This window comes from Bordetella genomosp. 10 (genome assembly GCF_002261225.1).
Classification (GTDB): domain Bacteria; phylum Pseudomonadota; class Gammaproteobacteria; order Burkholderiales; family Burkholderiaceae_B; genus Bordetella_C.
The window spans coordinates 2,108,166-2,131,513 of the sequence record NZ_NEVM01000001.1; the positions used below are offsets into that span (position 1 = coordinate 2,108,166).

Annotated in this window: 22 protein-coding genes; 17 read left to right on the plus strand and 5 right to left on the minus strand. The window is 68.1% G+C overall.

The window, feature by feature from the left end; genetic code table 11:
- The first annotated feature begins 3 nt into the window (after positions 1 to 3).
- The 10 genes from cysT to CAL29_RS09250 all read left to right on the plus strand — a co-directional run bounded on the left by cysT (position 4) and on the right by CAL29_RS09250 (position 9,720).
- Complete coding sequence (gene cysT, locus CAL29_RS09205) at positions 4 to 921, plus strand: sulfate ABC transporter permease subunit CysT (RefSeq protein WP_094852566.1); 918 nt, start codon at positions 4 to 6, stop codon at positions 919 to 921.
- Positions 918 to 1,838: a sulfate ABC transporter permease subunit CysW gene (cysW, locus tag CAL29_RS09210; protein WP_094852567.1), complete on the plus strand. Its 921-nt coding sequence runs from the start codon at positions 918 to 920 to the stop codon at positions 1,836 to 1,838. The genes cysT and cysW overlap by 4 nt, the downstream gene beginning before the upstream one ends.
- Before the next feature lie 94 nt (positions 1,839 to 1,932).
- The gene (locus CAL29_RS09215) at positions 1,933 to 3,009 is read left to right on the plus strand and encodes a sulfate/molybdate ABC transporter ATP-binding protein (protein WP_094852568.1); all 1,077 of its coding nucleotides are present in this window, start codon (positions 1,933 to 1,935) and stop codon (positions 3,007 to 3,009) included.
- Positions 3,010 to 3,036: 27 nt separating this feature from the next.
- Complete coding sequence (locus CAL29_RS09220; protein WP_094852569.1) at positions 3,037 to 3,831, plus strand: phosphoadenylyl-sulfate reductase; 795 nt, start codon at positions 3,037 to 3,039, stop codon at positions 3,829 to 3,831.
- Positions 3,832 to 3,911: 80 nt separating this feature from the next.
- Positions 3,912 to 4,826 (plus strand): sulfate adenylyltransferase subunit CysD, encoded by a 915-nt coding sequence (gene cysD, locus CAL29_RS09225; RefSeq protein ID WP_094852570.1) that lies wholly within the window; start codon positions 3,912 to 3,914, stop codon positions 4,824 to 4,826.
- Between the two features lie 33 nt (positions 4,827 to 4,859).
- Positions 4,860 to 6,158 carry a sulfate adenylyltransferase subunit 1 gene (locus CAL29_RS09230; RefSeq protein WP_094852571.1) on the plus strand — a complete coding sequence of 433 codons (1,299 nt, stop codon included), beginning with the start codon at positions 4,860 to 4,862 and terminating at the stop codon, positions 6,156 to 6,158.
- A gap of 210 nt (positions 6,159 to 6,368) precedes the next feature.
- Entirely contained in the window at positions 6,369 to 7,580 is a 1,212-nt protein-coding gene (locus CAL29_RS09235; RefSeq protein WP_094852572.1) for a PA0069 family radical SAM protein, read from the plus strand.
- Positions 7,581 to 7,593: 13 nt separating this feature from the next.
- Positions 7,594 to 7,995, plus strand: a complete 402-nt coding sequence (locus CAL29_RS09240) for a hypothetical protein (RefSeq protein WP_094852573.1) — start codon at positions 7,594 to 7,596, stop codon at positions 7,993 to 7,995.
- A gap of 399 nt (positions 7,996 to 8,394) precedes the next feature.
- Complete coding sequence (gene rplS / locus CAL29_RS09245) at positions 8,395 to 8,796, plus strand: 50S ribosomal protein L19 (RefSeq protein ID WP_094852574.1); 402 nt, start codon at positions 8,395 to 8,397, stop codon at positions 8,794 to 8,796.
- 201 nt (positions 8,797 to 8,997) lie between these two features.
- Positions 8,998 to 9,720 carry a CoA pyrophosphatase gene (locus tag CAL29_RS09250; RefSeq protein WP_094852575.1) on the plus strand — a complete coding sequence of 241 codons (723 nt, stop codon included), beginning with the start codon at positions 8,998 to 9,000 and terminating at the stop codon, positions 9,718 to 9,720.
- Between the two features lie 59 nt (positions 9,721 to 9,779).
- On the opposite strand, the gene rsgA is transcribed toward CAL29_RS09250, so the two are convergent.
- Positions 9,780 to 10,715 (minus strand): ribosome small subunit-dependent GTPase A, encoded by a 936-nt coding sequence (gene rsgA, locus CAL29_RS09255; RefSeq protein WP_094852576.1) that lies wholly within the window; start codon positions 10,713 to 10,715, stop codon positions 9,780 to 9,782.
- Positions 10,712 to 11,986, minus strand: a complete 1,275-nt coding sequence (locus CAL29_RS09260; RefSeq protein ID WP_094852577.1) for a M48 family metallopeptidase — start codon at positions 11,984 to 11,986, stop codon at positions 10,712 to 10,714. Before CAL29_RS09260 ends, rsgA begins: the two co-directional genes overlap by 4 nt.
- A gap of 53 nt (positions 11,987 to 12,039) precedes the next feature.
- Here CAL29_RS09260 and orn point away from each other — a divergent pair, with 53 nt between their 5' ends.
- Complete coding sequence (orn, locus tag CAL29_RS09265; RefSeq protein ID WP_094852578.1) at positions 12,040 to 12,585, plus strand: oligoribonuclease; 546 nt, start codon at positions 12,040 to 12,042, stop codon at positions 12,583 to 12,585.
- 27 nt (positions 12,586 to 12,612) lie between these two features.
- Positions 12,613 to 13,494, plus strand: coding sequence for a LysR family transcriptional regulator (locus CAL29_RS09270; RefSeq protein ID WP_094852579.1), 882 nt, complete (start codon positions 12,613 to 12,615; stop codon positions 13,492 to 13,494).
- Positions 13,495 to 13,529: 35 nt separating this feature from the next.
- Here CAL29_RS09270 and dbpA read toward each other — a convergent pair whose 3' ends face one another.
- Positions 13,530 to 14,918 (minus strand): ATP-dependent RNA helicase DbpA, encoded by a 1,389-nt coding sequence (dbpA, locus tag CAL29_RS09275; protein ID WP_094852580.1) that lies wholly within the window; start codon positions 14,916 to 14,918, stop codon positions 13,530 to 13,532.
- A 215-nt stretch (positions 14,919 to 15,133) separates the two neighbouring features.
- Here dbpA and CAL29_RS09280 point away from each other — a divergent pair, with 215 nt between their 5' ends.
- The 5 genes from CAL29_RS09280 (at position 15,134) to CAL29_RS09300 (ending at position 20,007) form a co-directional block, all read left to right on the plus strand.
- The gene (locus CAL29_RS09280) at positions 15,134 to 16,024 is read left to right on the plus strand and encodes an NAD(P)-dependent oxidoreductase (protein ID WP_094852581.1); all 891 of its coding nucleotides are present in this window, start codon (positions 15,134 to 15,136) and stop codon (positions 16,022 to 16,024) included.
- A 146-nt stretch (positions 16,025 to 16,170) separates the two neighbouring features.
- Entirely contained in the window at positions 16,171 to 17,121 is a 951-nt protein-coding gene (locus CAL29_RS09285; RefSeq protein ID WP_094852582.1) for a Bug family tripartite tricarboxylate transporter substrate binding protein, read from the plus strand.
- Positions 17,122 to 17,182: 61 nt separating this feature from the next.
- A complete protein-coding gene (locus CAL29_RS09290) occupies positions 17,183 to 17,761 on the plus strand; it encodes an amino acid synthesis family protein (RefSeq protein WP_094852583.1) in 579 nt (192 codons plus the stop codon).
- Between the two features lie 113 nt (positions 17,762 to 17,874).
- Positions 17,875 to 18,852, plus strand: a complete 978-nt coding sequence (locus tag CAL29_RS09295; protein ID WP_094852584.1) for a tripartite tricarboxylate transporter substrate binding protein — start codon at positions 17,875 to 17,877, stop codon at positions 18,850 to 18,852.
- Positions 18,853 to 19,053: 201 nt separating this feature from the next.
- The gene (locus CAL29_RS09300) at positions 19,054 to 20,007 is read left to right on the plus strand and encodes a 2-hydroxyacid dehydrogenase (RefSeq protein WP_094852585.1); all 954 of its coding nucleotides are present in this window, start codon (positions 19,054 to 19,056) and stop codon (positions 20,005 to 20,007) included.
- A 79-nt stretch (positions 20,008 to 20,086) separates the two neighbouring features.
- Here the strand turns inward: CAL29_RS09300 and CAL29_RS09305 are convergent, their stop codons facing one another.
- Positions 20,087 to 21,514 (minus strand): MATE family efflux transporter, encoded by a 1,428-nt coding sequence (locus CAL29_RS09305; RefSeq protein ID WP_094852586.1) that lies wholly within the window; start codon positions 21,512 to 21,514, stop codon positions 20,087 to 20,089.
- The gene (locus CAL29_RS09310; protein WP_094852587.1) at positions 21,511 to 23,247 is read right to left on the minus strand and encodes an ArnT family glycosyltransferase; all 1,737 of its coding nucleotides are present in this window, start codon (positions 23,245 to 23,247) and stop codon (positions 21,511 to 21,513) included. The genes CAL29_RS09305 and CAL29_RS09310 overlap by 4 nt, the downstream gene beginning before the upstream one ends.
- Positions 23,248 to 23,348: the final 101 nt, after the last annotated feature.

A 23,348-nucleotide genomic window follows, 5' to 3' on the forward strand; every position in this document is an offset into this window, starting at 1 on the left:
CCCATGACCCAGGTTTCCGCCGCCGATACCCTGGAGGCCGCCGCGCTCGCGCATGGCGGCCTGCGCGTCGTCGTTCCGCCGCCCCCGGGCCGGCGGCGGGGACGCCGCGTGCTGCCCGGCTTCAACCTGACCCTGGGGGTGACGCTGTTCTACCTCGGGTTGCTGGTATTGCTGCCGCTGTCCGCCCTGTTCATCAAATCCTTTGCCCTGACCTGGCCGCAGTTCGTCGCGGCGGTGTCCTCGCCGCGGGTGCTGGCCGCGTATCGCGTCACCTTCGGCTCCTCTCTCATCGCCGCGCTCATCAACCTGGTGTTCGGGCTGCTGGTGGCCTGGGTGCTGGTGCGCTACCGCTTTCCCGGCAAGCGCATCCTGGATGCCCTGGTGGACCTGCCTTTCGCGCTGCCCACGGCCGTGGCCGGCATTTCCCTGGCCGCGCTGCTGGGGCCCAATGGCTGGATCGGCCAGCACCTGGCGCCGCTGGGCATCAAGCTGGCCTACACGCCCGCCGGCATCGTGGTGGCCCTGACCTTCATCGGCCTGCCTTTCGTCGTGCGCACGGTGCAGCCGGTGCTGGAGGACGCGGAAAAGGAACTGGAGGAAGCCGCCGCCAGCCTGGGGGCGACGCCGTTCCAGATCTTCCGCAAGGTCATCCTGCCGTCGATCGCGCCCGCGCTGCTGACCGGCTTCGCCATGGCCTTCGCGCGCGCTGTCGGCGAATACGGTTCGGTGGTGTTCATCGCGGGCAATATGCCCATGGTGTCGGAAATCACGCCGCTGCTCATCCTGGTCAAGCTGGAGCAGTTCGACTATGCCGGCGCCGCCGCCGTGGCGTCCGTCCTGCTGGTGGCGTCCTTCCTGTTGCTGCTGGCCATCAACGGACTGCAGTTCTGGCAGCGCAGGCTGCATGGAGGCAGGCCATGAGCGTATCTATCCGGCCAGCAGCGCGCCGGGGCGAGGCGCGCTGGGTGCGCGTCGCGTTGATCGCCGTGGCGGCGGTCTTCCTGCTGTCCTTCCTGGTGCTGCCCTTGAGCGTGGTGTTCGCGGAGGCCTTCCGCAAGGGCGTGGGGGCATACTTCAACGCGCTGGCCGACGACGATTCGTGGGCGGCCATCCGCCTGACGCTGCTGACGGCCGCCATCGCCGTGCCCCTGAACGTGGTGTTCGGCCTGGCCGCCGCCTGGGCCATCGCCCGCTTCGAGTTCCGCGGCAAATCCGTGCTGGTCACCCTGATCGACGTGCCTTTCTCGGTATCGCCGGTGGTGGCGGGGCTGGCCTACATGCTGGTGCTCGGCGCCCAGGGATGGATAGGCCCCTGGCTGATGGACCACGACCTGAAGATCATCTTCGCCGTGCCCGGCATCGTCCTGGTGACCACCTTCGTGACCCTGCCGCTGGTCGCGCGCGAGCTGATTCCGCTGATGCAGGCCCAGGGCAGCGAGCAGGAGGAGGCGGCCGTGGTGCTGGGCGCCGGCGGCTGGCGGACGTTCTGGCACGTGACCTTGCCCAACGTCCGCTGGGGACTGATCTACGGCGTCATTCTTTGCAATGCGCGGGCGATGGGGGAATTCGGGGCGGTGTCGGTGGTATCCGGCCATATCCGCGGCCTGACCAATACAATCCCCCTGCAAGTCGAAATTCTCTACAACGAATACCAGATCCAGGCGGGCTTCGCGGTGGCGTCGCTGCTGGCCTTGCTGGCGCTGCTGACGCTGTGCGTGCAGTCCTTGCTGGCGTGGCGCCATGAGCGGCGCGTCCGGCAGGCGGGCCACGCCGAGGCGGAGGCGCCGCCGGCCGGCGCGCAGGCGCCGGGCGCCAGGCCGGCCTGCGCGGCGGCCTGAGGCGCCGGACCGAAGCATCGGACTGAGGCATCATCGGATCGAACCCCGGGCCAGGAATCGCACCGCGCCGCGGGAAGGAACAGACAGGATAGACATGGATATCGAAATCAAGGCGGTCAACAAGCGCTTCGGCAATTTCCAGGCCTTGCGCGACATCAATCTGCATATCGACTCGGGCGAGCTGGTGGCCTTGCTGGGACCGTCCGGCTGCGGCAAGACCTCGCTCCTGCGCATCATCGCCGGCCTGGAAACCCCCGACAGCGGCAGCGTGTATTTTTCCGGCGAGGACAGCACCGACGTGCACGTGCGCGACCGCCAGGTCGGCTTCGTTTTCCAGCATTACGCGCTGTTCCGCCATATGACGGTGTTCGAGAACGTCGCCTTCGGCCTGCGCATCCGGCCGCGCGCCCAGCGTCCGTCCGAAGCCGCCATCCAGGAAAAAGTCCATGCCCTGCTGAACCTGGTGCAACTGGACTGGCTGGGCGACCGCTATCCCGCCCAGTTGTCCGGCGGCCAGCGCCAGCGCATCGCCCTGGCGCGCGCGCTGGCGGTCGAGCCGCGCGTCCTGCTGCTGGACGAGCCGTTCGGCGCCCTGGACGCCAAGGTGCGCAAGGAGCTGCGGCGCTGGCTGCGCCGCCTGCATGACGAACTGCACGTGGCCAGCGTTTTCGTGACGCACGACCAGGAAGAGGCGCTGGAAGTCGCCGACCGCGTGGTCGTCATGAACGCCGGCCGCATCGAGCAGGTCGGGACGCCGCGGGAGGTCTGGGAGCATCCCGCGACGCCTTTCGTCTACGGCTTCCTGGGCGACGTCAACCAGATCGCCGGCCACGCCGCCGGCGGCATCTGGCGCGCCAGCGGGGTGTCGCTGCCGGCGCCGTCCTTCGAGGGGCTGGATGAGCAACGCGCGGTGGCCTACGTGCGGCCGCACGAGCTCGAAGTCCTGCGTTACGCGCCGGCCACCGACGGCATCGCCGTGCGGCTGAACCATGCCTACCTGGCCGGTCCCAGCGCCTTCCTCGAACTGTCGCGCGAGGACGGCGGCCTGCTGGAGGCCCAGGTGCCCGAGGAAGATTTCCACGCGCTGGGGCTGAACGAAGGCGAACAACTGCTGGCGCGTCCGCGCCGCGGCCGGGTTTTCGCGGCCGAAACCGAAGCGCGGCGCGCGTAAAGGCATACGCATCATGGAGTCCGCGTCATGAGTTCTATCCCTGGCGTCCGCGCCGCGCTTTCTTCAGCCGTCGCGCCGTCCGGCCTGGCCGCCGATCGCTCCACCGGCCTGCCCGCCGATCTCGCCGGCAAATGGCGGGCGCTCGGGCAGCGCCTGGCCGATATCGCGCGTCGCTATCCGGACGCCGCGCTGGCCTCGTCGCTGGCGGCCGAGGATATGCTGTTGACGCATGCCATCCTGGACGGCGGCATCGGGCTGGGCATCTTCACGCTGGACACCGGCCGCCTGCATGCGGAAACCCTGGCGCTGCTGGACACGATAGCGGCGCGCTACGGCCGCCGGCCCGAGGTCTTCCACCCCCAGGCCGACGCGGTGCGGGCGCACGTCGACGCGCACGGCGCTTATGCGTTCTACGAGAGCGTGGAACTGCGCAAGGCCTGTTGCGAAATCCGCAAGGTGGAGCCGCTGCGCCGCGCGCTGGCGGGCCGCAAGGCATGGATCACCGGCCAGCGCCGCGCCCAGTCCGCCACCCGCGCCGACCTGCCCGAAGAAGAGCAGGACGTCGTCTTCGGCCTGTACAAGTTCAACCCGCTGGCCGACTGGACCGAAACCGAGGTCTGGACCGCGATCCGCGCCTTGGGCATCCCCTACAACCCGCTGCACGACCAAGGCTATCCCTCCATCGGCTGCGAGCCCTGTACCCGCGCCATCCGCCCCGGCGAGGACGTGCGCGCCGGCCGCTGGTGGTGGGAGTCGTCCGATTCCAAGGAATGCGGCCTGCACGCCGGCAACCGTTTTTCGATCAAGTCCCAGGCGCCGTGATCCTGGCCCCGCGTCCCGGAAGCTTCGCAAGAACTTCCGCGGCACGGCGCCGGGTTCCGGCAAGTCCCCACAGGTCCGATATGTCCACCGTACAACAACACACCCGCAGCCATCTGGATTGGCTGGAATCCGAAGCCATCTTCATCCTGCGCGAAGTCGCCGCCGAGTGCGAGCGGCCCGTCCTGCTGTTTTCCGGCGGCAAGGATTCCTGCGTCCTGCTGCGCCTGGCGGAAAAAGCCTTCCGCCCGGGACGTTTTCCCTTCCCCCTGCTGCACGTGGACACCGGCCACAACTTCGGCGAGGTGATCGATTTCCGCGACGCCCGCGCCGCCGAGCTGGGCGAGACGCTGATCGTGCGCAGCGTCGAGGATTCGATCGCGCGCGGCTCGGTGGTGTTGCGGCGCGAAACCGATTCGCGCAATGCCGCGCAGGCGGTGACGCTGCTGGAAGCCATCGCCGAGTTCGGCTTCGACGCGTGCATCGGCGGCGCGCGCCGCGACGAAGAGAAGGCGCGCGCGAAGGAGCGCATCTTCTCCTTCCGCGACGAGTTCGGCCTGTGGGATCCGAAGAACCAGCGGCCCGAGGTCTGGGACCTCTACAACACCCGGGTGCATCGCGGCGAGAACATGCGCGTGTTCCCCATCTCCAACTGGACCGAGCTGGACGTCTGGCAGTACATCGAACGCGAGCAACTGGCCTTGCCGTCGATCTACTACGCCCACCGGCGCGACGTGGTGCGGCGCAACGGCCTGCTGGTGCCGGTGACTCGCCTGACCCCGTCCCGGGACGGCGAGCAGGTCGAGAACCTGTCGGTGCGCTTTCGCACGGTCGGCGACATCTCCTGCACCTGCCCCGTGGCGTCGGAGGCGTCGGACAACGCCGCCATCATCGCCGAGACCGCCATCAGCGACATCACCGAACGCGGCGCCACGCGCATGGACGACCAGACCTCGGAAGCGTCCATGGAACGGCGCAAGCGCGAAGGGTATTTCTAAGCATCCAAGCACCGACCGGAATCGAACCTCACCATGAACGCCATCAACGACTCCTTCCTGCCGTCCGCCGACGGCGGCGTCATTCGCCTGATCACCGCCGGTTCGGTCGACGACGGCAAGTCCACGCTGATCGGCCGCCTGCTGTATGACAGCAAGGGCGTGTTCGCCGACCAGCTCGACGCCATCGCGCGCGCCAAGCACAAGCGCGTCAGCGGCGACGGCATCGACTTCTCCCTGCTCACCGACGGGCTGGAGGCGGAGCGGGAGCAGGGGATCACCATCGACGTCGCCTATCGCTACTTCGCGACGCCCCGGCGCAAGTTCATCATCGCCGACGCGCCCGGCCATGAGCAGTACACGCGCAACATGGTGACCGGCGCCTCCACCGCCGACGTCGCCGTCATCCTGATCGACGCCACGCGCGCCGCCGACGGCCGCTTGCTGCCGCAGACCAAGCGCCACAGCATGCTGGCGCATCTGCTGGGCATCCGCCACATCGTGGTCGCGGTCAACAAGATGGACCTGGTCGATTGGGACCAGGCGGTGTTCGCGCGCATCGACGCCGCCTATGCCGGCCTGGCGCGCCGCATCGGCATCGAGCGCTACCAGGCGCTGCCGATCTCCGCGCTGCGCGGAGACAACGTGGTGAACCGTAGCGAGGCCGCGCCCTGGTACGAAGGCCAGCCGCTGCTGTCCTTGCTGGAAGCGCTGGACACGCGCGACGCCGCCGCCGACGCGCCCCTGCGTTTTCCGGTGCAATGGGTGTCGCGCCATGACGGCGACACGGCGACCGACTTCCGCGCCTATGCGGGCCGCCTCGCCAGCGGCATCCTGCGCGTCGGCGATGAAGTGGTGGTGCAGCCCGCCGGCGCGAGCGCGCGCGTGCGCCGCATCCTGGCGCACACGGAAGCGCGCGCGCACGCCCATGCGGGCGACTCCGTCATGGTGGAGCTGGATCGCGACGTCGACGTATCGCGCGGCGACGTGCTCGCGCACGCCGATGCGCCGGCGCGCGTCGCGCGCGAGTTCGAAGCGGAGCTGTGCTGGTTCGATGCGCAGGCCTTGAATCCCGCGCGCAAGTATCTGCTCAAGCACGGCACGCGCTTGACCTCGGCGCGCATCAAGGAGGTGCGCACGCGCCGCGACATCCACGAACTCGATGAGATCGAAGCGCAAGGCAGCGCATTGTCGATGAACGATATCGGCCGCGTGGTGATCGCGACGCGCGATGCGTTGGCGGTGGATGCCTATGCGCAAAACCCGGCCACCGGCGCCTTCATCCTGATCGACGAAGCGACGCACCAGACCGCGGCCGCGGGCATGCTGCGGTGAACGCCGGCGGGGCGGTTTGTCAAGCCCCGCCGTTGTACTGCTGAAGTGATCACTCTCGCTGAAAGACAGCGTTCATGCGGGTTTTGCGGCAAAGCCACAGCAGAAAAATTTAGCTCCGCACGCGCCGTGGTCTTGGAGTAAAGTGAACCGTCGTCGCAAAACGACGATCAGTGGGTTGCATAAAGTACTGGATGCTTGTACAGTACTTTCATGGAACGCACCGATCATTTTGTTTCCGCCGGTTCTGGGTCCCCGGCTGCCGCCCCCGCCGCCTTGCGCGGTCGGGGTGCGGTTACTAATGTCGGCCATCGCTTCCAGCAAGACGAGCGCAGCGCCGCCGTCGATCACGACCCCGCTCAAACTGTCCCCGTTTATTTCCAGCCGCCCCGCGGATTGGCCACCACCGTGGCGGTCGAGCAGGCGCGCCGCATCCTCTCCCGCAACGATTCGCCGGATATCGGCTTCGACCAGGCCATCAATCCCTACCGCGGGTGCGAGCACGGCTGCGTCTATTGCTACGCCCGGCCCACCCATGCCTACCTGGGCTATTCCCCCGGCCTGGACTTCGAGACCCGCCTGGTCGCCAAGGCCAACGCCGTGGACGCCCTGCGCGCGGAACTGGCGCGGCCGGGCTATCGCGTCTCGCCCATCAACCTGGGCTCCGCCACGGATATCTACCAGCCCATCGAGCGCGACTGGCGCCTGACGCGCGGCCTGCTCGAATTGCTGCTGGAAACCGGCCATCCGCTGACCCTGGTGACCAAGAACGCCCTGGTCGAGCGCGACCTGGACCTGCTGCGCGCCCTGGCCGAGCGCAACCTGGTCGCCGTGTACGTCAGCATCACCTCCCTGGACAACGACCTGTCGCGCACGCTGGAGCCGCGCGCCTCGGCGCCGCAGCGCCGGCTGCAAGCGGTGCGCACGCTGGCCGAAGCGGGCGTGCCGGTCGGCGTCCTGGTCGCGCCCGTCATTCCCTTCATCAACGACGTCTACCTGGAACGCATCCTCGAAGCCGCTGCCCACGCCGGCGCCTACTACGGCAGCTATACCGTGGTGCGCCTGCCCTGGGAAGTGAAGGATGTGTTCGAACAATGGCTGCTGGCCCATTTCCCCGACCGCGCGCAGCGCGTGCTGCACCGTATCGAGGACATGCGGGGCGGCAAGCGCAACGATCCCCATTTCGGTACCCGCATGCGCGGCACCGGCGCCTGGGCCGATCTGCTGCGTCAACGCTTCGAACTGGCCGTGCGCAAGCACGGCCTGAACCGCCAGCGCTTGCTGCTGGACACCCAACGATTCGTCGCGCCGTCCCCCGTGGGCGGCGCGGCGGGACGGCAGGTCCGGGCGCCGTCCCCGCAATTGAGCTTGTTCGACCCGCCCGGCCCCGCTGTTTCATCCGCCGCGCAGACGCCTACGCGCTAGCCAGGAGCCCATCATGACCGTTGCCGCTCAACCGCAATTTTCCGCCCCGTTTCCCCGTGAATTCTCCGGCAGCATCGCCGGCACGTTTGGCGCCATCGCCGGCGCGACGCCGGGCGCGGCCCCGGCCGGCCGGCGTCCGGGCAAGCTGCCTGGCAGGCTCGCCGGCAAGCTCACGGGGAAATGGCCGTTCCGCCCGGCGCCCCAGGACCAGGTTCCCGCAGGGCGGGGCGCCGAGGGCGCCGTGGGCGATACCGCCCGGCCGGCGCCCGCATCCAGCCCTGCCATCCCCGCCGGGAATCCCGCCCGCGGCGGCGAAGTCAGCGTTCGCGAAATGGTGACGGATATCCTGCTCGTCGGCATGTGGGGCGCCATGATCCCCGGCTTGATGTGGCTGGGCGCCGCGCTGGGATTCTGACCCGGCGGGATACCGGGCAGGTATGACGCCTATACCTCTTGTCCCTTATCCCCTTGCCCCTTACGTAACTGACTGATTTCATGTAGAATTGCGCGTTTGCCAAAACTCATCCTCTGCGTGCGGCTAAAACGGAAGCGTTTCTGTCATGGAAACGTTGGCCCGTAGCCACGTCCCGCATGGCATATCCCTATAACGCGTACGCACATAGTGCATGCGCTCATGTGCGTCTTCTTATAAGCGCCCATGTATAGGCGTTCATGCGGCCGTGGAAACCAACAGTCGTGGCGAATCTACTGGCGAAACATCCTGTCGGCCGACCTGTGCCTTCTCCCCGAAGGCGCATGAAGTCCGTCGCGATGGCCACGAATCCCGCACAGACATGATGAATCTGGAGTTCATATGAACCTCATCGCTATCCTGGAACAGGAAGAAATCAAGCGCCTGCTGGGCGACAACAAGACGCTGCCCGAGTTCGCCCCCGGCGACACCGTGGTGGTCAACGTCAACGTGGTTGAAGGTAACCGCAAGCGCGTCCAGGCCTTCGAAGGCGTGGTCATCGCCAAGCGCAACCGCGGCCTGAACTCGTCGTTCATCGTGCGCAAGATCTCGTCGGGTGAAGCCGTCGAGCGTACGTTCCAACTGTACTCGCCGCAAATCGCCTCGATCGAAGTGAAGCGTCGTGGCGACGTGCGTCGCGCCAAGCTGTACTACCTGCGCAACCGCTCGGGCAAGTCGGCTCGCATCAAGGAAAAGCTGGTCAGCCGTCAGGCTGCCGCCCAGTCGGCCAAGGCCGCGTCCTGATCGCGATGTCCGCCTCCGGCATGCGAGACCGGCCTTCCGGCTTGTCCGCATGCCAGGAGGCGGAGGCAAGGGCGGCGGTGGTATGCCGCGCTTTCCGCGACTGCATGGGAAAGGCTCCCATGGGAAAAGGCACCCTGCAGGGTGCCTTTTCCATTCCCGGCCCTGACAGGGTATTCTTCATAGGCTATTCCCCACGGGCTTATGTCTGACTCTTCTTCTCCTTCGCGGCCGCGCCGTCCTTCCGTGCGGCCGTTTTTCGATCCGGCGACCCAGCCCTGGGTCACGGCCGATGATGGTTTGCCGCCGTTGCCTTCCGAACGCCTGACGGAGCCGGCCTTGCGCCAGCGGCTGGCCGGGCCCACGTCGTGGTCGGTGCAACTGCCCCTGAACGACGACACCCGTTATCCGGGACGCGAGGGTCCACCCGTGCTGGCGGCCGTGCTGGTGCCGCTGGTGTCCCGCCCGGACGGGGTGTCCGTGATGCTGACCCAGCGTGCCGCGCACCTGCACGACCATGCGGGGCAGATCAGCTTTCCCGGCGGCCGTATCGAGGACAGCGACCCCAGTCCGGTGGCGGCCGCCTTGCGCGAAGCGCAAGAGGAAACCGGTTTGGCGCCCGATTATGTCGACGTGCTGGGCAGCATGCCGTCCTATATGACGGCCACCGGTTTTTCCATTACGCCCGTCGTCGGCCTGGTGCAGCCGGGATTCACCCTGGCGCCCGATGCGTTCGAAGTGGCGGAAGTGTTCGAAGTGCCCCTGCGCTTCATCGTCGACCCGGCGAACCATCGCCTGCACCGCGCGGAATTGGCCGATGGCCGGGTGCGGCAGTACTACTCCATGCCCTGGGGCCGTTATTTCATCTGGGGCGCGACGGCCGCCATGCTGCGCAATCTGTATTACCTGCTGGGCGGCGGACGTTAGCTACAACCACAGGCCATAACCACGGCCATAACCACGGACACAGCGCGCGGGCGCCGGTTTCAGTACCGCGCCTGCGCCGCGTTTTCCTCCACGATGCGCTGATAGAGCGCATGGCGCGCCGGCTCGATCAGGCCCTCGCGCAGGGCGGCCAGGACGCCGCAGCCGGGCTCATGCAGGTGGGCGCAGTTGTAGAAGCGGCAGTTCGCCACGAAGGGCGCGAACTCCGGGAAGCCGCGCACGATGTCCTCGCCCGAGAGATGGCCCAGGCCGAAGGCCTGGAAGCCGGGCGAGTCGATCAGGTCGCCGCCCTCCGGAAGATGGTATAGCCGAGTGCTGGTGGTGGTGTGCTTGCCCATGTCCAGCGCGGTGGAATGTTCGCGCGTGGGCGCGGCGGCGCCCGGCACCAGGGCATTGAGCAGCGTGGATTTTCCCATGCCACTCTGGCCCAGCAGCAGGTTGGCGTGGCCGGCCATGTGCGGCGCCAGGACGGCGCGGGCGTGGTCCGGGTCCTGGGCGCTGACTTCCAGCACCGGCACGCCCAGGCGGGCGAGCGGCGCCAGCCGCGCGCGGGCCTCGGCCAGCCCGGTTTCCAGGTCCACCTTGTTCAGGACCAGATAGGGCTCGATGCCGGCGCTCCAGGCGCCCGTCAGGGCGCGGCCGGCGAGGTCGTCGGAGAAGGTGGGTTGCACCGCCACCACGATGAACAGCCGGTCCACGTTGGCCGCGAACTGCTTGCTGCGCATCTCGTCGGAGCGGTACAGCAGGTTCTTGCGCGGCAGGATGGCGTCGATGGCGCCTTCGTCGCGTCCCTCCAGGGAAACGGTGACCTGGTCGCCGACGGCGGCGCCGGTCTTCTTGCCGCGCGGAAAGCACAGGCGTTGCGTGCCGTCGGCGAACTCGACCAGGAAGTGCCGGCCGTGGGCGCCGATGACGCGGCCCTGGACCTGGGGCGCGCGGTTGGCCGGGGAGGGGCTGCCTTGCTGGCGCGCCCTCATGGCTGGACTGCCACCACCGGCGCGACGGGCGCCTGGCTCAGGTGCCGGATGCGTATCGCCGCCGGCGGGTGGCTGTCATAGAAGGCCGAATGGATGGGATCGGGGGTCAGCGTGGCGGCGTTGTCGTCGTACAGCTTGACCAGGGCGGACACCAGTTGCCTGGCCGAACTCTGTTCCGCGGCGTAGCGATCGGCCTCGAATTCATCCCGGCGCGAATACCAGCTCGCCAGCGGCGTGAACAGGAAGGTGAAGACCGGCACCACCATGAAGAGCAGCAGCAGGGCCATGGCGTCGTTGCGGCCGCCCAACTGGGGCATGACGCCCAGTTGCGTGTAGAACCAGGGTTGCCCCGCCAGCCAGCCGAGCAGGGCGAAGAAGCCGAGCGCCAGCACGAAGCTCATGACGATGCGCTTGACGATGTGGCGGTGGGCGAAGTGGCCCAGTTCGTGCGCCAGCACGGCCTCGATCTCGGGGCCGTCCAGGCGCGCCAGCAGGGTGTCGAAGAACACGATCCGCCGCGATTTGCCGAAGCCGGTGAAATAGGCGTTGCCGTGGCCGGAGCGGCGGGAGCCGTCCATGACGAACAGGCCGTCGATGGCGAAGCCGCAGCGCTGCGCCAGTTGCCGGATGCGGCTGCCCAGTTCGGCATCCTCCAGGGGCGTGAACTTGTTGAACAGCGGGGCGATCAGGGTGGGGCCCAGCAGCAGGGTGAGCAGGCTGAAGCCGACCCAGAGGGCCCAGGCCCACAGCCACCAATAGGCGCCGGCGCGCGCCATCAGCCACAGCACGGCGGCGGCCAGCGGCAGGCCGATGACCGCCGTCAGGATCAGTCCCTTGACCGTGTCCCGGAAAAACAGGCCCGGGGTCATGCGGTTGAAGCCGAAGCGGCCTTCCAGGCGGAACTGGCGCCACAGCGTGAAGGGCAGTTCCAGCAGCCCCAGCAGCAGTCCCACCACGGCGATCAGCAGCAGTTGGCGCGCGAAATCGTTGTCGACCAGGCCGGAAATCCAGGTGGCGATGGCCTGCAGGCCGCCCAGCAGCGTCAGCACGATGAGGACGGCGGCGTCAAAAAAGCGTTCTTTCAGGCCCAGGCGGACGCGCGCCACGGTGTAATCCGCCGCGCGTTGATGGCTGACCAGGCCGATACGGGCGGAAAATTCCGGCGGCACGGCGTCGCGATGGCGCACCACGTGCCGGATTTGCCGGCTGGCCAGCCAGACCCGGACGGTGATGCCTGCCAGCAGCAGGGCGACGAACAAGAGTGTAAGCATGGGAACGATGAGCAGCCGGTGTGAGAAAATCGCGGTTTTATAAGGCAAATTATATGGCTCTGAACGAGAACCGCCTGGTTTGGCTGGATATGGAAATGACCGGCCTGGATCCGGAAAAGGAACGCATCATCGAAGTGGCGGTGGTCGTGACCGAACCCGACCTCACCGTGGTGGCCGAAGGACCGGTCATCGTGGTGCACCAGCCCGACAGCCTGCTCGACGCCATGGACAACTGGAACAAGTCCACGCACGGCAAGAGCGGCCTGATCGACAAGGTCAAGGCCTCGACCGTCGACGAAGCCCAGGCCGAGGACATCCTGCTGGAATTCCTGGCCAGGCACGTGCCGGCGGGCAAGTCGCCGCTGTGCGGCAATACCATCAGCCAGGACCGCCGCTTCATGTTCGCCTACATGCCGCGCCTGGAACAGTTCTTCCATTATCGCAACCTCGACGTCAGCACCCTGAAGGAGCTGGCGCGCCGCTGGCGCCCGGAGGTCTACCGCGGCTTCGACAAGAAAAGCCGGCACGAGGCGCTGGCCGATATCTACGAATCGATCGCCGAGCTGGCCTATTATCGCGAGCATTTCCTGAAGGTCTGAGCGGCCGGATTGCCGGGAGGGGGCTCCATGCGATTCAGCCTGCGCCAGATGGAGGTGTTCCGGGCCGTCATGCTGACCGGCTCCATCAAGGGCGCTTCCAGGCTGCTGTTCACCTCGCAGCCCGCTCTCAGCCGCATCGTCGCCCACACGGAAAGCACGCTGGGCCTGGCGCTGTTCCGCCGCGTCAAGGGCAAGCTGGTGCCCACCGTGGAAGCCGAGGCCCTGTACCGGGAGGTCAACCACTGCTATGAGCACGTGCTGCGCATCGACGAGTTCGCCCGCGGCCTGGCCAGCGGGCAGTCGGGCACGCTGAACCTCGCCTGCAGCCCTGCTCTCAGCCGCGGCGTGGTGGCCGCCACGATCACCGAATTCGTGCGCCAGTATCCCAATATCCAGGTGAATTTCGTCCAGACCCTGCTCAACGGCATGGCGCAGGAAGTCCTGAGCAAGAAAGTGGACCTGGCGATTTCGGTGCTGCCCATCGAGCATCCCAACCTGCGCGTGGAGCCGTTTCTGGAGGGACGCATGGTGTGCGTGGCGCCGCGCGGCCACGCCCTGTCGCGCAAGCGGCGGGTCAGCCTGGCCGATCTGGGCGGCTATCCGCTGATCGCGCATCATCCCGGCATTCCCTTCGGGCAACTGGTGTCCTCGGCCTTCGAAAAAGCGGGCGTGGCGATGCGGGTGTCCGTCTACATCCACCAGACCGACATGGCGTGCAGCCTGGTGCGCGCCGGCGCGGGCGTCGCCGTGGTCGACCAGTTCACCATGGCCGGCATGGCCTGGCCCGGCATCCAGGTGTTGCCGCTGGCGGAGGACATTCCCTTGCAGCCCAGCATCGTGCGCTCGGTCTTCGATACCGGCCGCAGCCACGCCGACAAGTTCATCGAGCTATTGCGCAAGGCGTCGTGACGGGCCGCGCGGCGAGCGAGGCCGCGGTCTCCCCCTCAGAATTCCTCCAGGAAGCGCATGCGGAAGCGGCGGCCCTTGATGTTGCTGCCGGAGATGCGTGAAAACGCCTGCTTGGCGATCTGGCGGTCCAGGGCCACGTAGGCGTTGAATTCGGTGATGTTGATCTTGCCCACCTGCTCGAAGGCCAGGCCGCCGTCGCCGGTCAGGGCGCCCAGCAGGTCGCCGGGACGCAGCTTGTCCTTCTTGCCGCCTTGTATGCACAGCGTGACCATGGGCGCGCGCAAGGGCCGGTCGGCCTTGGGCCGCAGCGATTTGATGTCCGCCCATTTCAGGGGCGCCCCCTGGTATTCCTCGATCAGGTTGGCCCAGCGCATTTCCTCCGGCGAGCACAGGCTCAGGGCCAGCCCTTTCTGGTCGCCGCGGCCGCTGCGGCCGATGCGGTGCACGTGGACCTCGGTGTCCTTGGTCACGTCCACGTTGATCACGGCGCCCAGGTTCTGAATGTCCAGGCCGCGGGCGGCGACGTCGGTGGCGACCAGCACGGCGCAACTGCGGTTGGCGAACTGGATCAGGATTTCGTCGCGCTCGCGTTGTTCGAGGTCGCCGTTCAGGGCCTGGGCGCTGGTGCCCTGGGACCGCAGGTGTTCGACCAGGTCATGGCTGCGGATCTTGGTGTTGCAGAACGCCAGCGTGGAGACCGGACGGAAGTGGGTCAGCAGCGTGGACACGGCTTCCAGCCTTTCGTCTTCGCCGATCTCGTAGAAGATCTGTTCGATGCGGCTGGCGTCGTGCAGGGCTTCCACCTTGACCTCGGCCGGATTGCGCAGGAAGCGCGCGCTGAGCTTGCGGATGTTGTCGGGGTAGGTGGCCGAGAACAGCAGGGTCTGGCGCTTGGCCGGGCAATGCGAGGCGATGGCGACGATGTCGTCGTAGAAGCCCATGTCGACCATGCGGTCGGCCTCGTCCAGCACCAGAGTGTCCAGGCCGGAGAGGTCCAGGCTGCCGCGTTCCAGGTGGTCCTGGAGCCGGCCGGGCGTGCCCACCACCAGGTGCGCGCCGCGGGCGAGCGATTCGGCCTGGGGACGCGCGGCGGCGCCGCCGCACAGGGTCAGTATCTTGACATTGGGAATCAGGCGGGCCAGCCGGCGCAGTTCCTGGGCCACCTGGTCGGCCAGTTCGCGGGTCGGGCAGACGACCAGCCCTTGCGGGACCAGCCGGCCGGCATCCAGCTTCTGCAGCACGCCCAGGCCGAACGCCGCGGTCTTGCCGCTGCCGGTCTTGGCCTGCGCGATCAGGTCGCGGCCTTCCAGGATGAGCGGCAGGCTCTGCGCCTGGATCGGCGTCATGTGTTCGAAACCCAGGCCTTGCAGGTTGTCCAGCAAGGCGGGCAGGAGGGGCAGGGAGGAGAAGGGCGTGTTGGTCACAATGGGGCGGGTCGCGAAAACCGCGGAATGTTGGGCTGACTGTGCTGTTTCGACCGACAGTGTATGCCTTTGCCGCCGCCCCGAGGCAACAAGCGATTAGCTTCAGGCTATACCCCACCGCCGATTCAGCACTCGCCACCGGCGGCACCGGTGCCTAGGATGCCGGCAGAGGGATCCGGTCCGGCATCCCCGCGCATCGTTGGAGCGAGACGGAAATGAAACTGGGTTTGATCGGGGTAGGCAATATCGGCCGGCACTTCGCGCAGCGCCTGCTCGACGCGGGCCATGAGCTGCTGGTGCACGACCGTTCGGCCGCGGCGCAGGCGCGCGCCGTGCAGGCCGGCGCGCGCGGGGTGGACAGCGTGCGCGCCTTGGCGGCCGCCGCGCCGGTCGTGCTCCTGTGCCTGCCCATGCCGGCCATCGTGGCCGAAGTGGCGCTCGAACTGGCGGACGTCCGGGGCTTGCGCATCGTGGTCGACATGTCGACCACCGGGCCGTCGGTCACCAAGGAGGTGGAGGCGATCCTGTCGGCGCACGGCGTGACGACGATAGGCGCGCCGGTCAGCGGCGGCACGGTGGCGGCGGAAAAGGGCACGCTGGCGGTCATGGCCGCCGGTCCGCGCGCGGCCTTCGAGGAAATGGAGCCGGTGCTGCGCACGATCGGCAAGAACCTGTTCTACCTGGGCGAGGACGCCAGCCTGGGCCAGACCACCAAGATCATCAACAACACCCTGTACGCCACCAGCATGATCGCCAGTTGCGAGGCGCTGGTCTACGGCGTCAAGGCGGGCCTGGACCCGCGCACGCTGCTGGACGTGATCAACGTTTCCAGCGGCCGCTCCTTCGCCACCCTGGAGCGCATCCCGCAATGCGTCCTGGACCGGAGCTTTCCCGTGCGCTTCACGACCGAGCTGCTGCACAAGGACGTCAAGATGTGCCTGGACGAGGCCGAGAAGCTGGGCGTGCCCATGCGGGTCAATCCGGCGGCGCGCCAGTTCCTGGCCTTCGCGCTGTCGCAAGGCGACGGCCCGCGCGACAACGTCGAGGTCATCCGCCACATCGAACGCTGGGCCGGCGCCGAGTTCGGCGCCAAGCCGGGCGAGTAAGCGCGGCGCGCGGTTCCGTTCGCGCGAGACGCGAGTGCATCAATAAAAAGAAGACCTTCCCGTTCCAGGCGCCATGCATCACGCCGCGCGCGTCGCGAGCCGCATGAGGCCGCCGGGAAGGTCGTGAAAACGACGAGGAGATTTCGATGTTGCGACGTTTCGTTGCGGTCCTGCTTTGCGCCGCGCCCCTGCTGGCCGGCGCGGCCTATCCGGAAAAACCGATACGCCTGATCGTGCCGTTTCCGCCGGGCAGCATTACCGACGTGGTGGCGCGCAGCCTGGCGCAGGGCCTGAACCAGGAATTGAAGCAGCCCATCGTGGTGGAGAACCGGGCGGGCGCCAACGGCCTGGTGGGCACCGCTTCGGCGGCCCGTTCGGAGCCGGACGGCTATACCTTGTTCATGGTGGGCGTCAGCACCGGCGCCAGCAATGTCAGCGCCTTCCGTTCGCTGCCTTACGACCCGCGCAAGGACTTCGCCCCGATCGGGCTGGTGGCGGATGCGCCTTTCATGCTGGTGACACGCGCGGACCTGCCGGTGAAGAACGTGCAGGACCTCGTGAAGTACGCCAAGGCCCATCCGGGCAAGCTGTCCTACGGCTACGGCTCGGGCAGCGCGCAGTTGTGCGCGGCGCAGGTCGTCGCCATGGGCGGCTTCCAGGCCACGCCGGTGGCGTATCGAGGCGTGCCGCAGGCCATGACGGACTTGATGGGCGGCACCATCGATTTCACGATCGCCGACATGGTCAACGGCTTGCAGCAGTCGCGCGCCGGACGGGTGACCGCGCTGGGGGTGACCAGCAAGGCCCGTTCGGCGCTGGCGCCCGACATCCCGTCGCTGTCCGAGGCGGGCCTGACGGGTTACGACCTGACCGTGTGGTTCGGCATGGCCGCGCCGGCGGGAACGCCCGACGCCATCGTGCAGCGCGTCAACGAGGCTTTGCGGCATGCGCTGGGCGAGGCCGCGCTGCGCGAGCAATTCAAGGCCAACGGACTCGCCGTGCGCTATTCGTCCGCGGCGCAGTTCAAGCAGGTGATCGATACCGAAATCGACAAGTGGGGAAAGATTTTCGCGGACGCGAAATTGACGCCCCAATGACCATCGGCGGGCTCGCCCGCTTTCCTTCATCCATTCACTCACATCTCCAGGAGCCAGAGACATGCCCGTGGAAATCCGCAAGAAACTGCTGACCGTCGAATCCATTTACCACGAGGGCGGTCCCCCGCGCGGCGAGCCGATCAGGATGGCCAGCATCGCCGTGGTGTTGAAGAATCCCTATGCCGGCCGCTACGTGGAGGACTTGTCCGGCCTGGTGGAGGACGCCAAGGTGCTGGCCAAGGCCATCGTGCCCGAGCTGCTGGCCGCGGTGGGCGGGCCCGACAAGGTCGAGGCCTACGGCAAGGGGGCCATCGTCGGCCTCGCCGGCGAGCTGGAGCATGGCGCCATCTGGCACGAGGCGGGCGGCTGGTCCATGCGCGCGGAGTTGCCCAAGGCCAAGTCCATCGTGCCGGCGGCCAAGGTGGTGGCGTCGGCGGGGACGCGGTTGCAGATTCCCATGCATCACATCGAAGCAGCCTACGTGCGCAGTCATTTCACCACCATGGACGTCGGCGCCATCGACAGTCCCCGGCCCGACGAGCTGCTGTATGCGCTGGTCGTGTCCACCGGCACGCGCGTGCACGAGCGGCTGGGCGGATTGCGCGCCGACAAGATAAGCGTCGGCGACGGACAGCGTTGAAGCCGCGCGCGGCCGCCGGCCAGCCATGCCGGACCGCCGGCGGCCGCGATTCGTGGCGTATCCGAGCGATGTACCTGACAGAGCGGACACGATAGTCCGCCGGAGGAGACAAAATGACAAGCAGACTCGCGGCCGCGTGCGCGGCCTTGTTCTGTTCCGCGGCGTTGCAGTCGGCCCAGGCCGCCCAGGCAGCCGATACATGGCCGGCGCGGCCCGTGACGCTGGTGGTGCCGCTGGCGCCGGGCGGCAGCACGGATTCGACCGCGCGCCTGATCGCGCAGCGCCTGCCGCACTACCTGGGCCAGCCGGTGGTGGTGGAAAACCGCGCCGGCGCGGGCGGCAACCTGGGCGCGGATCACGTGGCCAAGTCGCCCGCCGACGGCTATACCTTCCTGTTCTCGACCACCACGCTGATCGCCAACGTGACCTTGTACAAGAACATGCCGCTGGACGTGCGCAAGGACCTGCAGCCGGTCTCGCGCGTGTCGCTGATCCCCAATGTCCTGATGGTCAACACCAAGCTGCCCGTGACCTCGCTACAGTCCTTCATCGACTACGCGCGCGACAGCAAGACGCCCGTTTATTACGGCTCGGCGGGCAACGGGACCTCGCAGCACCTGTCCGGCTCGCTGTTCAACGAGATGGCGCACCTGCACATGCAGCACGTGCCGTACAAGGGCGGCGCGCCGGCCAACATGGATCTGTTGTCCGGGCAGATACAGGCGGTGTTCTCGCCGCTGGTCGAGGTGCTGCCCTTCATCGACAGCGGCAAGCTGCGGCCGCTGGCGGTGACGACCGCCCGGCGCTCGCCGCGGCTGCCGGACGTCCCGGCCGTGGCGGAGACCTTGCCCGGCTACGAAATCGTGCTGTGGAACGGCGTCTGGGCGCCCGCCGGCACGCCGGCGCCCATCGTCGACAAGATGAACAAGGCCATCAATGCGGTGCTGGGCGAGGCGAGCGTGAAGAAGACGCTGGCCGACCAGGGCTCGACGCCGGCCGGCGACAGCGCCGCGGCGTTCGGCAAGCTGATCGATGCGGAGATCGTCAAATGGGGCAACCTGGTGCGCGCCTCCGGCGCCAAGGTGGAATGAGCCGCCGGCGCGCCGCAAGGGTGATGGCGACGGCGACGGTATCGCAAGGGGGATGACAACGGTATCGTTATAGGCCTCGGTATCGTTATAAGCCCGTCATATGCCCGGGCGGCCGCCGGACCGCCCGGACCCCGCCTTGGGCAGGCGCCGGCGTCCCGGCTTTCCGGGATCGAACATCGTTTCTGAAGGAATGGGAAAAACATGAAACCCGTGTTGTTGGTGCTGGTGTTCCTGTCGGAAGAACATCGCGCCCTGGTCGCCGAACGCTTCGACATGATCTACGCGCCGAACGCGCAACTGGGCGCGGACCGCCGCAACGGCGAAGCGCAGATCGCGGCGCGCGGCCATGAAATCGAGGTGGTCCTGACCAATGGCACCAATGGCCTGCTCGCCAGCGAGATCGACCGCCTGCCGAAGCTGAGGCTGATTTCCACGGTCGGCGTGGGTTATGAAAACGTGGCGGTGGACCGCGCGCGCGAGCGCGGCATTCCCGTGTCGAACGCCGCCGGCACCAACGACGACGCGGTGGCCGACCACGCCATGATGCTGCTCCTGGCGGCCGTGCGCCGCCTGCCTTTTCTGAACGGCGGCGTGCGCCATGGCCTTTGGCGCGACGATATCCCGCGTCCGCCGCAGGTGTCCTTCCGCCGGCTGGGCATCCTGGGCATGGGCGCCATCGGCAAGAAGATCGCGCGCCGCGCGCTGGGCTTCCACATGGAGATCGGCTACCACAACCGGCGCCGCCGCGAGGACGTCGACTTCGCCTATTTCGAGGACCTGGCCAGCCTGGCGCGCTGGTCCGATTTCCTCGTGGTGGCGGCGCCCGGGGGCGCGGCGACGTACCACATCGTCGATCGCGCCATCCTCGATGCCCTGGGACCGCAGGGCGTCCTGGTCAATATCGCGCGCGGCACGCTGGTGGACACGGAGGCCGTGGCCGAGGCCTTGCGCGACGGCCGTCTGCACGCGGCGGCCCTGGACGTCTACGAGAACGAGCCGACGCCGCCTGCGGCGCTGCTCGGTTTCGACAACGCCGTGCTGACCCCGCACATCGCGGGCATCTCGCCGCAGGCCATCGACGCGTCGGTGCGCAAGTTCCTGGAGAACGCCGAGTGCTTCTTCGCGGGCAAGCCGCTGGTGACGCCGGTTTACTAAGGTAGGGCGCTGCGGCCGCCGGCTGAATCAGGCCGCTGCGGCTGCCGGTCCATTCAGACCGCTGCCGCTTTCGGCCGCATCAAGCCGCTGCCGCCTCCGGCGGCGGCGCCCGCAGCGTGCGCCGCACGATGCGCCAGTACCAGGCGTGCAGCAGCACGGCCGACAGGGCCAGGCCCGCCATGGCCATCAGCCACATGGTGCCGGCGCCGCGCGGCGAGTCGGGAATCAGCGCGTCGCGCAGCCAGTCCAGGCCGCCCGCGCCGGGACCGAAGCCCAGCCACCAGCCGCCGATCAGTCCGAACAGGCCCAGCGCCAGCACCTGCAGCAGCAGGGGCACCACCGCCACCTTGTAGGCGCGCAGCAGGTAGCTGTTGATGCACTGCATGGCGTCGAACAGATGGAAGACCGGGATGACGTACAGCAGGCTGGCCGCCACCGCGGCCACCTGCGGATTGTCCGTGTAGGCGGCGATGATCAGCGGTTGTCCCGTCCACAGCACCAGCGCCGTCAGCACCGCGCCCATCAGCCCGAGCGCCAGCCCGGCCAGCCCGGTGCGATGCGCCAGGCGGGGCTGGCGCGCGCCGATGGCCTGGGCCGTCAGCGCCGCGGTCGCCACGCCCAGCGCCATCGGCATCATGTAGCACAGCGCCGCCAGGTTGGACATGATCTGGTGGCCGCCGCTGACCAGCGTGCCTTCGCGCGCCACCAGCAGGGCCATGAAGGTGAAGGCGCAGACCTCGACCAGGTAGGAGCCGCCCATGGGCAGGCCCAGCCGCAGCAACTCCTTCAGCGGCGCCCAGCGCGGCCGCCCCAGGCGCAGGTGGAAGCGGGCGTAGTAGCGGTCGGCCCGCAGCATCCACAACCCCAGGCCCAGGCTGACCCAGGAAACGATGGCGCTGGACAGGCCGGCCCCCGTGGCGCCGAGCGCCGGCAGGCCGAGCTTGCCGTAGATCAGCACCCAGTTCAGCAAGGCCTTCAGCGCCACGCCGGCCAGGTTGATGCCCATGACCAGCTTGGGCCGCGACACGGCGGTGCCCAGGGCGTAGACGGTGCGGAACACCAGCGCCGCCGGCAAGGCGAGGACCAGGGCCCGCAGATAGGAGGCGATGCGCGCGCGCACCTCGGGCGCGACGTCGCCGGACAGCGACAGCCACACATCGGGGAACAGCATCAGGGCCGCGCCCACCACGGACAGGCCCAGGGCCAGCCATATCCCCTGGCCCCAGGTCGCGCCGACCTCGTCCGCGCGGCCGGCGCCGTAGTGCTGGGCGAGGATGGGAATCAGGGCATGCACCACGCCCATCAGCCCGACGAACACGGTGATGTAGACCGACGCCGACAGCGACATCGCCGCCAGGTCGTCCGGGCTGGCGTGGCCCGTCATGGCGGTGTCGAGTACGCCGAAGGCGATGCCCGCCCATTGGCTGATCAGGACCGGCCAGGCCTGGCGCGCGATGGCGCGCAGCGCCGCGCCGAAGGAGGCGGCCTGCGGAATGGACGCGCTCATCGGCTGGCGGCGGGGAGGGGACGGACGCGCAGCAGGCGGAAGACTTCCGTGCGGTCGGCCACGCGGCCGCCTTGCCACAGTACTTCGGCGCCGTCGCTGTAGGCGGCGGTGCCGTCCTTCAGGCTGTTGCGCGTCGTCTGTTGCAGCACCACGGTGCACTTGCTGTCGTAGGGGAAATTCAGGTTGTCGAAGACCAGGAAGGAAGCGCGCTGGCCGTTGCCCAGGCCCAGGCCGCGTATGCATTCCCCGGGCCGCACGTTCTGCGCGATGGCGGCCGCCAGCTCGTGCGACGCCTGGCGATAGCTGCGCGCATAGTCGACCGGGGGCTGCCACAGCAGCACCAGCAGTATCCAGGTGGAGGCCAGGCCCGCCGCCGACATGACCGTGCCGCGCCACAGGGCGGTGGGCCGCACGCGCAGGCGCCAGATGACCAGGGCGATCCAGCCCGCGGTGACCAGCAGGCCCAGCATCGTCGCCGGCCAGGAGATCTCCGGCACGTAGCCGGTGGTCTGGCGCGCGATGTTATGGGCGATCTTGGGCGGAATGCCGAAATTCAGCGCGACCCATCCCAGCCAGACCGTCGCGGCGGTCAGCGAAAAGCACATCACCGCGAACCAGTCCAGGGTGTTGACCACGGCGCGGCGCAGGGTGGGCAGGGAGAAGGCCGCCAGCACCGCGCAGGGCACCGACAGCATCACGAATTCCGATTCGCTGGGCTCGTCGATGAAGATCAGCAGCAGCACGGCGCAGATCATCAGGCACAAGGGCAGCCAGACGTGCGGCGAGAAGCACCAGGCGCGCCAGCGCCAGAGCGCCAGCAGCGCCAGCGGCCAGGTCGGCCACAGGTACCACGGCAGGTCGCGCAGGGTGCGCAGCAGGTCGGGCGCGTCCGGCCAGTCGAAATTGTTCAGGTTCCACAGCTTCCAGTTGCGGACCCAGTATTCGCTGGCGTGGGTGGCGGGTATCCACCATGCCAGGATCAGCACGGCGGCGACGAGGGCCACCAGGGGCAGCCAGCGGCGCCGCGACCACAGCGCGCTGCGCGGGTAGAAGGCCAGCAGCGCGGCCAGCATGGTCGGCGCCCCGCCGACCCAGCCGCGCGTGAGGAAGCAGCCGGCCAGCGACAGGCCCAGCGTGATGGCGCCGGTCAAGGGCCGGTCCAGCATGCGGGCCAGGGAGTAATACACCGCGGCCTGGCCGGCGATGATGGCGGGGATCTCGGAGGTCTCGTGTACCCGTTGCAGGATGCCGACCGTCGCCAGGAACAGCAGCAGGGCGGCGTCGGCCAGCATGCGGCCGTAGTCGCGCACCGTGGGCTCGCCGCCGAAGGGCAGGGCCAGCGGCTGCGCCTCGGCGCGGCGGCCCAGCAGGTAGGTGCCGTACCAGACGCAGCAGGTGGTGATGCCGAACCACAGCAGGTTGGGCAGGCGGCCGGCGGAAATATCGCCTATCCAGGGACCGAACAGCTTGACCGAGGCGGCGCCCACCCAGGTGATGAGGGGGCCTTCCTCGGCATGCGCCAGGTGGCCGACCTGTGGCAGCAGCCAGGCGCCGTCGCGCACCGCGGTCAGCATGGTCGCCAGCCCGACGACGTCGTCCGATTTCCACGGGTCGCGCATGAACAGGCCCGCGACGATGTAGGCCAGCGCGAGGCCGAGCAGGACCAGGCGGGGGAGTTTGACGGTGGCGGGGGCGGTCAGCCGTGCCGGCGTGGTTCGCGATATTGGTGACACGTACGTAATTTACCGGATAGTCTCTTGGGCTGCGCCTCTGCAAGCGAAAGCTGGGCGGACAAAAGTAACCGAAATCGACATTCGCTGCGTAAAAACCCGGT

Bases quoted from the DNA above. Each gene is read 5' to 3' on its own strand.
- cysT (WP_094852566.1), top strand. From the start codon at position 4: ATGACCCAGGTTTCCGCCGCCGATACCCTGGAGGCCGCCGCGCTCGCG.
- cysW (WP_094852567.1), top strand. From the start codon at position 918: ATGAGCGTATCTATCCGGCCAGCAGCGCGCCGGGGCGAGGCGCGCTGG.
- CAL29_RS09215 (WP_094852568.1), top strand. From the start codon at position 1,933: ATGGATATCGAAATCAAGGCGGTCAACAAGCGCTTCGGCAATTTCCAG.
- CAL29_RS09220 (WP_094852569.1), top strand. From the start codon at position 3,037: ATGAGTTCTATCCCTGGCGTCCGCGCCGCGCTTTCTTCAGCCGTCGCG.
- cysD (WP_094852570.1), top strand. From the start codon at position 3,912: ATGTCCACCGTACAACAACACACCCGCAGCCATCTGGATTGGCTGGAA.
- CAL29_RS09230 (WP_094852571.1), top strand. From the start codon at position 4,860: ATGAACGCCATCAACGACTCCTTCCTGCCGTCCGCCGACGGCGGCGTC.
- CAL29_RS09235 (WP_094852572.1), top strand. From the start codon at position 6,369: ATGGAACGCACCGATCATTTTGTTTCCGCCGGTTCTGGGTCCCCGGCT.
- CAL29_RS09240 (WP_094852573.1), top strand. From the start codon at position 7,594: ATGACCGTTGCCGCTCAACCGCAATTTTCCGCCCCGTTTCCCCGTGAA.
- rplS (WP_094852574.1), top strand. From the start codon at position 8,395: ATGAACCTCATCGCTATCCTGGAACAGGAAGAAATCAAGCGCCTGCTG.
- CAL29_RS09250 (WP_094852575.1), top strand. From the start codon at position 8,998: ATGTCTGACTCTTCTTCTCCTTCGCGGCCGCGCCGTCCTTCCGTGCGG.
- rsgA (WP_094852576.1), bottom strand. From the start codon at position 10,715: ATGAGGGCGCGCCAGCAAGGCAGCCCCTCCCCGGCCAACCGCGCGCCC.
- CAL29_RS09260 (WP_094852577.1), bottom strand. From the start codon at position 11,986: ATGCTTACACTCTTGTTCGTCGCCCTGCTGCTGGCAGGCATCACCGTC.
- orn (WP_094852578.1), top strand. From the start codon at position 12,040: ATGGCTCTGAACGAGAACCGCCTGGTTTGGCTGGATATGGAAATGACC.
- CAL29_RS09270 (WP_094852579.1), top strand. From the start codon at position 12,613: ATGCGATTCAGCCTGCGCCAGATGGAGGTGTTCCGGGCCGTCATGCTG.
- CAL29_RS09280 (WP_094852581.1), top strand. From the start codon at position 15,134: ATGAAACTGGGTTTGATCGGGGTAGGCAATATCGGCCGGCACTTCGCG.
- CAL29_RS09285 (WP_094852582.1), top strand. From the start codon at position 16,171: ATGTTGCGACGTTTCGTTGCGGTCCTGCTTTGCGCCGCGCCCCTGCTG.
- CAL29_RS09290 (WP_094852583.1), top strand. From the start codon at position 17,183: ATGCCCGTGGAAATCCGCAAGAAACTGCTGACCGTCGAATCCATTTAC.
- CAL29_RS09295 (WP_094852584.1), top strand. From the start codon at position 17,875: ATGACAAGCAGACTCGCGGCCGCGTGCGCGGCCTTGTTCTGTTCCGCG.
- CAL29_RS09300 (WP_094852585.1), top strand. From the start codon at position 19,054: ATGAAACCCGTGTTGTTGGTGCTGGTGTTCCTGTCGGAAGAACATCGC.
- CAL29_RS09305 (WP_094852586.1), bottom strand. From the start codon at position 21,514: ATGAGCGCGTCCATTCCGCAGGCCGCCTCCTTCGGCGCGGCGCTGCGC.